Here is a 6,074-nt window from a genome sequence, read left to right on the forward strand (position 1 = left end):
GCTGCGGCGAAATACTTAATTGCCATTGGTCGGTGCTGACTTTGGTGCGCGATACATCGCTGGGAAGTTTGTCGCCGGCATCGACAATCATGAGGCTTTTAGGATCAGATTGTTTGCGCAGCATGATTTTACTGCCATCTTTTGATAACGAATATTGGCCGACATCTTCACCAAAGGTGTCGACTTTAATATTAAGCGGATCAAACTTAACCAGTTTTAGCTCGCTTTTATCTTGGCTACCATCCAATAAATACAGCTTATCTTTAGCTGCCGTTAAGCTATTGTAGTTACCTGCATCAACTGGCACTTGCCATAAGCGTTGGTTTAATCCGTCCCACTCTACTTTGACTTTTGCTGGGGTGTCTTGGTCTTTACTGTCAGCTTTTTTTGCGTCTTTGTTAACGGTAAGCTCGGTTGGTTTGGCAAACGGAAAAGATGCTTTAGCATCTAACGCTAAGGCAAACACTTGAGTGCGCTTGTCAAAAATCGGTCCCATGTTACGGTCGCCCCAAGGCGAGCCAGGATTAGCTTTAAATTCGCGGTTAGACAAGAAATACAACCATTTACCATCGTGACTAAAGCTAGGAGAAAACGACTCGTATTTGTCTGTGGTCAAGGTTTGTGATTTTGATTCGTTAATGGAATACAACACAATTTGCGGACGTTGTTTGCCAATTTCAGCCTTGGTTAGCGCAATAAATTGACTGTCGCCAGACCATTTTATGTCTTGGTAAGGACCTAAACCCTCACCATTTTGTATGATTTTTTGGTTATTGTTGCGGATTAAATCAAGTAACCATACATTGCCCATGTAATCGTCATGCACTAAATAACGGCCATTGGGAGATAACGACAAGCTGGTGCGTAAGGTGCTGCCATCTTTAGTGAGCTGCTTAGCACCAGCAGAACCGTCGGCAGGATATTGCCAAATTTCTTGTTCGCCAGACGCATCGCTAATGCCATAAACCCATTTGCCGTCATCACTTAACAATGCATCGCGTACACGACTATCGGCGGGTGAATCTATTTGCACTAAACGACGACCATCGTTGCTGGCAATAGCTACATGGCTACGGGCCGTTATTACTACGTTATCGCCTTGATGAGAAAATACTGTCGAGGTGGCGTAATCCATTGGGTCGTTAACCCACTGCTCACGGCGATGAGTAAAGTCGCTGGTAAGCTCGATGGCTACTGTAGATTCTGCAAGATCGGCTAAGTTAAGCAACTTAATGTCGGCGCCCTGCTGAAATACAATACGGCCATTATTAAGCTGGGCGTCACGCACTTGCCAGTCGCTGTATTGAGTATGTTGTTTAATGTCTTTGCCATCTAGTGTCATTGACCAAATGTTGTCATTGCCTGATTGGTCACTGACAAAGTAAACACGCTGGTTCCATAGCATTGGCTGTTTAACCGAGCCTTCATGGGCGCTGGTTAACTGCTGCGCTTCTTGTTTACTGCCTAACTTATAACGCCAAATTTCGCCTTTGGCGCCGCCGCGATACACTTTGACATTGTCGCCGCTAACTTGCAGACCAAATTGGGTAAAATAAACATATTCACCTTTATCATCAATGGTGCCTTCGACTGCGTCAGCTAACGGTAAATCGGTAATGGTTAAGGATTGTGGGTCAACGGTTTTAAGCACCCAGAAGTTAGCCGGGCCAAAGGCGTTGTCGGTTGAATACAATACTTCGCCAGACGCTGTCCAGCCTTGCAGACGTACTCGGCTGTTTTCAAAGCTCACACGTTTAGCTACGCCGCCTGCAATTGGCATCACATACACTTCGGTTGCACCTTCATAATTGGCAGTATATGCCACCCATTTACCGTCTTTAGAAATAGTTGCGTCTAACTCTTCTGCGGCCAAACTGGTTAAGCGGCTGGCTTTGGTTTGATTGAGTTGCTTAGTCCAAAGATCGCCTTCGGCAGTAAACACTAAGGTTTGATCGTTTAAGGCTGGAGCACGGTAATAACCTTGATTTGAGGCGTTGGCGAATATCATTGATGAACACGCTAAAGTGCCTAGTGCCAACATACAATGCGCAACGGAGCGACGAAGTTTCATGATGAGGAGCTTCCTTATAAAATCGATAATTAGAGATAACGCGTTATCGAGTAGGCTATTTTTATTGATTGATTCACGTTATCAGAGTTATGCCAATTGTTGCAGTACAAAAATGTAACTAAGCTCTACAGGAAACAAAAACGGCTAAGCAATAATTGCTTAGCCGTTGGTATTTTACCGTCTTAGTGTTCTGGTATTTTGCTTACTGCGAAGTCAGTTGCAGAACAATTTTATGGTATTGCTCATAAAGTGGATGCGATGGATCTGATAGCTCAGGGAAGCGTTGATCGATGGTGATCATATAACGCTCAGCCTGAATCAGTTTATTGTCGGCCATTAATACTTTTAAACGAGCCAAAGCAACATCAGCAGTATCTAACTCAATGTCACCTTTTAACGAACCATTAAATGACTGTTTCACTTGTTGCACCTCCTTGTCATGGCTACGTGATTGCAGCTCTAATGCTTTCTTTTGTGCTTCTGCATTTACTTTGGCAGGTGCTGGCGCGGCACTCATTACCGCGGACGATTTATCTGCCATTTGAGATTCAATGGTTCCGTTGCTATCAGACCGATTGTTATCAGATGCTTCACTGACTACATCACGATTAACACGTTGACTATTCATTGGCGCTGAACTCATCGACAATCCCTGTACGGCAATCGATTCTGCGGCTGTGGCATCTTCAACTGGTGATTCTGTTACTTTAGGTACATCCGATGTCGATTTGACCTGCTTAAATGATGACTGCTGAGCAGGTACGCTTTGTTCCGAGTCTGTGCCAAGGTGTTTTTGCAAACTTGGATTTAATATAAATAATCCCGCCACCAGCAACACTGAGGCAGCACTTGAGTACACCCAAGCATTGCGTTGCCAGATTGATTTTTTAGTTGAACTCACTTTAGTGACGTTAACCCCCGAACGCGCCTTGGCTAATATGGCTTCATCAAGTTCTGCAGAGGGTTGCTCTAATGGTTGTTGATGATAAGCATCTTTGATTTCAGTTTGTAATGCAGTGAACTCTGCATCATGATCTTGTTGCTGACTCATAATGTTGTCTCCTGCCTTTGATTAGCAATACATTGCTTAATACTCTGATAAGCATAACGAATACGACTTTTAGTTGCTTCTAAAGTCACATTAGCAATGTCGCTTATCATGGCGGCGGTCATGCCCATTTCAATGTTGAGTAAAAAAGCCTCTTTTTGCACTGCGGGTAACTTAGCAATGCAACCCTTCATCATATCGGCTTGTTGCTGCAGCTCAACTTGTGGCTCGGGCGAAGTTTGATCGTCGGCTTGTAAGCTGTCCATGGTTTCATCTTCACCAAGCGGGGTAACCTTATCGAGAGGCTTAACTGCTCGCACGTGGTCAATCAATAAATTATGGGCAATTTTATATAACCAAGTGGTGAATTTAGCCGTGACTTGATATTGCTTCGCCGCATTAATCACCTTACCCCAGGTATCTTGATACAAATCTTCGGCTAGCTGCTGGTCATGTAATTGACGCACAAAATATCGGTACAAAGGGCCTTTGTGTTTAAGGTATAAGGCTTCGAACGCGCGTACGTCACCGGCTTGGTAGTCGAGCATCAGTTGCTCGTCACTTCCCACTTGAGGAATTAACGACTCATCCTTAGGGTGTATTGATGTTGGCACCATTTTATCCTTTTTGTGACGCATTTATTGGCTAACCCAACGAGTTTCAGGTTCAGTCATCAAAACCTGCTTATCGAGTACACTTGCAGTTTTTAACATTTGCACAAACTCATGGCGATAGCCAAAACGGTCTTGGCCCATTGCAGACTCAGCAAGTGTAATTAACTTAGCATAATCAGTATCGTGGACATAATTATTCTGGTTAAGCAGCTGACCAAAACCTGCAACTGCCGCAGCAAATCTAAAATGGTCACTGGCTTGGTGTAAATGCGTTAGCTGCTGCTCACGGTTAATGGGGTAAGTGATTAATTGACTGTCTTGTTCGCCAATCGCTTTATAACGCAGCTTTAAATAAGCCACTTCATTTGCGGTATGTGGATGAACTTTAGCATCATCTATTTGCGTCGATTCTGTAGCGGCATAACGCAGCGGATCAACTAGGCGATTATGGCTGTCGTTATAACGAATTTCATATAATGCAGTAACAGTATGACCCGCACCAATTTCGCCAGCATCAACAGCATCATTATTAAAATCACTGCGATTTAACAAGCGGTTTTCGTAACCAATCAGTCGGTACTCAGACACCACCGCAGGGTTAAACTCAATTTGCACTTTGACATCGTGAGCAATGGTTAACAGTGTGGCACTAAGTTGATCAACCAGCACTTTTCGTGCTTCATTTAAGGTGTCGATAAAGGCATATTGTCCGTTAGCTTTATTGGATAATTGCTCCAACAAATGGTCGTTGTAGCTGGCAGAACCTGAACCTAGTCCAAAACCAAGTGTTGATAAGCCAATACCCTTTTTGCTTTGACTGGCAACGAAATCGACCAATTGCTGATGATCTGTCATCCCCAAGTTAAAGTCACCGTCGGTGGCTAATATGACTCGGTTACTGCCGTTTTCGATAAAGTGCTTTTGCGCTAATTGATACGCCAACTGAATACCTTGGCTACCGTTAGTGCCACCTTGCGCATTTAACTGACTTAGGGCTGTTTTAATGGCGCTAAAGTCATTACCTGCGACACCGTCAAGGACTACACCACTGGCACCGGCGTACACCACAATCGATACTTTATCTTGCGCCGATAATTGCTGACTCAGCATTAGCATGGCTTGTTTCAATAATGGCAATTTATCAGCAGACGACATAGAGCCTGACACATCAAGTAATAACACCAAGTTACTTGCGCCAAGCTTATCAGGCGCAACATCAAACCCTTTAAGGCCAATACGTAATAACTGAGTATCTGCATTGTAAGGTGATGGTGCTAATTCAGTATTGACACTAAATGGCTGCTCAGTATTTGTCGGTACTGGGTAGTCATAGCTGAAGTAATTGACTAACTCTTCTACCCTAACGGTATTCTTAGTCGGCAGTTGGCCTTGATTGATTAATCTGCGCGTAGTGCTGTAACTGCCAGTATCAACATCAATTGAAAATGTCGATACCGGTGTTTCGCCAGCAACCATATTGCCGTTTTGCACTACCGACTCAAACTTATCATTAGTCGTTGGTGCCAAAGAGAAATTGCGATCACTTACGCTAACATGCTGAGAACTCACAATACGCTGCGCCATTGACGATGTCATGACTTTAGCACTGCGATGTAGCTCCTTTGAGCCTTGGTATAAATCAGCCTGTGGCTCAGACGCCATCACTAAGCCTGCTACCTCAGATAACTCGGGACGCGCTTGTGCAGAGGAATCCGTTTTACTCGCGGATTGAATTTTAGAAGCTGGCTGATTTTTAGAAGTAGATTGGGGCTGACTTTGTTTCGCACTGTCTTTGGATTCTTGCGCACAACCACTGATAATAATCGCACTAATCACGATGGCTAAGGCGCTGCTAGTAAGTTGTTTATGGGTATTGTTCATGGTTATTCCTCTAATCTATCGACTGATTTATTCATATTGGCCGCATCAACAAAGTGACCTTGCATACAGCTAATAACGAGCGCGATAAGTAAAAGGGTTATTTATATACAATGTGTTTAAGTAGTTTTCGTATTTAGAAACTGAGTGTTAGCCTCAAGAAACACTGAAATGCAGCCAACAGAGCACGGCTTATGCTATTATCTAGCACCTTTTTTATCGCCTTAATATTGACGTTAACCGCCGCTGTACCCTACTGAGCGAGTTAACTAAATATACTAATAGAATAAGTACGTTAAGGAGTTAACATGCAAGCCCTAGTTGCTGTTGTAATGGGTTCGAAAAGTGATTGGCCGACAATGGAAGCCGCCGCTGAGATTATGGATAAGTTACAAGTGCCTTATCATGTTGAAGTTGTTTCAGCTCACAGAACACCAGACAAGCTAATGGAATTTGCAAGTTC

General features: G+C 43.7%; 4 protein-coding genes and 1 pseudogene. 1 reads left to right on the forward strand and 4 read right to left on the reverse strand.

All coding sequences use genetic code 11. The features are described 5' to 3' along the window. The 4 genes and pseudogenes from CXF78_RS11380 to CXF78_RS11395 form a co-directional block, all read right to left on the reverse strand. Positions 1 to 2,071, reverse strand: a pseudogene (locus tag CXF78_RS11380) (PD40 domain-containing protein); the annotation flags it as partial. Positions 2,072 to 2,273: 202 nt separating this feature from the next. Continuing rightward, positions 2,274 to 3,122: a hypothetical protein gene (locus CXF78_RS11385; RefSeq protein WP_102036844.1), complete on the reverse strand. Its 849-nt coding sequence runs from the start codon at positions 3,120 to 3,122 to the stop codon at positions 2,274 to 2,276. Further along, on the reverse strand, positions 3,119 to 3,736 hold the full coding sequence (locus CXF78_RS11390) for a sigma-70 family RNA polymerase sigma factor (protein ID WP_165871077.1): 618 nt from the start codon (positions 3,734 to 3,736) through the stop codon (positions 3,119 to 3,121). Before CXF78_RS11390 ends, CXF78_RS11385 begins: the two co-directional genes overlap by 4 nt. A 21-nt stretch (positions 3,737 to 3,757) precedes the next feature. Then, positions 3,758 to 5,614 carry a vWA domain-containing protein gene (locus CXF78_RS11395; RefSeq protein ID WP_102036846.1) on the reverse strand — a complete coding sequence of 619 codons (1,857 nt, stop codon included), beginning with the start codon at positions 5,612 to 5,614 and terminating at the stop codon, positions 3,758 to 3,760. A gap of 305 nt (positions 5,615 to 5,919) precedes the next feature. Between CXF78_RS11395 and CXF78_RS11400 the strand changes: the two genes are divergently transcribed. Further along, on the forward strand, positions 5,920 to 6,074 hold a 155-nt coding region (locus CXF78_RS11400), incomplete at its 3' end, for an AIR carboxylase family protein (protein ID WP_145991424.1).

The sequence above is a fragment of the Shewanella sp. 11B5 genome (assembly GCF_002836795.1).
GTDB lineage: Bacteria > Pseudomonadota > Gammaproteobacteria > Enterobacterales > Shewanellaceae > Shewanella > Shewanella frigidimarina.